General features: G+C 49.3%; 1 rRNA gene. It reads right to left on the bottom strand.

Annotated features, from left to right (window positions below):
- Window positions 1-32: 32 nt before the first annotated feature.
- Window positions 33-1,573, bottom strand: a 16S ribosomal RNA gene (locus C7381_RS08505).
- Window positions 1,574-1,666: the final 93 nt, after the last annotated feature.

Genomic DNA, 1,666 nt, shown 5'->3' on the forward strand with positions numbered 1-1,666 from the left:
CATCGAATAATGTAAAAAGTAGTTCTCCTTAGAAAGGAGGTGATCCAGCCGCACCTTCCGATACGGCTACCTTGTTACGACTTCACCCCAGTCATTGACCCTACCTTCGACGACTCCTTCCTTGCGGTTAGGCCATCGGCTTCGGGTATTGCCAACTTCCATGGTGTGACGGGCGGTGTGTACAAGACCCGGGAACGCATTCACCGCGGCATTCTGATCCGCGATTACTAGCAACTCCGACTTCATGTACTCGAGTTGCAGAGTACAATCCGAACTGGGATCGGTTTTTTGAGATTTGCTTGATGTCACCATTTCGCTCCTCTTTGTTCCGACCATTGTAGCACGTGTGTAGCCCAGGACATAAAGGGCATGATGATTTGACGTCATCCCCACCTTCCTCCGATTTATCATCGGCAGTCCAATTAGAGTCCTCAGCATGATCTGTTAGTAACTAATTGCAAGGGTTGCGCTCGTTGCGGGACTTAACCCAACATCTCACGACACGAGCTGACGACAACCATGCACCACCTGTATATATGTTAAGAGCAAGCTCTTACTGGTTTCATATCTCTATGTCCCCTCATATATATGTCAAGCCCTGGTAAGGTTCTTCGCGTAGCCACGAATTAAACCACATGCTCCGCTGCTTGTGCGGGTCCCCGTCAATTCCTTTGAGTTTCATGCTTGTGCACGTACTCCCCAGGCGGAGTGCTTATTGCGTTTGCTTGCGGCACCGAGGTTTGACCCCCAACACCTAGCACTCATCGTTTACGGCGTGGACTACCAGGGTATCTAATCCTGTTTGCTCCCCACGCTTTCGTGCCTGAGCGTCAGTTTAAGTCCAGTAAGTCGCCTTCGCCACCGGTATTCCTCCTGATATCTACGCATTCCACCGCTACACCAGGAATTCCACTTACCTCTCCTTAACTCAAGCTTTGCAGTTTTGGATGCACGTTTGTGGTTGAGCCACAATATTTCACATCCAACTTGTAAAGCCGCCTGCGCACCCTTTACGCCCAATAATTCCGGACAACGCTCGCTCCATACGTATTACCGCGGCTGCTGGCACGTATTTAGCCGGAGCTTTCTCCTATGGTACAGTCCTTTTCTTCCCATAGAACAGAGTTTTACGAAACGAATTCCTTCATCACTCACGCGGCGTCGCTGCATCAGAGTTCCCTCCATTGTGCAATATTCCCCACTGCTGCCTCCCGTAGGAGTCTGGACCGTGTCTCAGTTCCAGTGTGACCGTTCACCCTCTCAGGCCGGTTACCCATCGTTACTATGGTGAGCCGTTACCTCACCATCTGGTTAATGGGACGCGAGCCCATCTCTTACCGCCGTAGCTTTGATTGCATCGAAATGCTTCGTCGCAATGTTATATGGTATTAATCCCGGTTTCCCGAGGCTATCCCTTTGTAAGAGGTAGGTTGCTCACGCGTTACTCACCCGTCTGCCACTAATCCGAAATGAATTTCTGCCGAAGCTTCGATTCTTTTCTTCATCGTTCGACTTGCATGTGTTAAGCACGCCGCCAGCGTTCGTCCTGAGCCAGGATCAAACTCTCAAGTGAAAGTTTGAGCCAAGCTCTTTATTATTTGCTTTTTTTAGTGGTTTTTGCTTCCACTTTTGAATTAACTTTGTAGTTAGATTCTTGTCTACTTTT

This window comes from Ezakiella coagulans, assembly GCF_003096635.1.
GTDB lineage: Bacteria > Bacillota > Clostridia > Tissierellales > Peptoniphilaceae > Ezakiella > Ezakiella coagulans.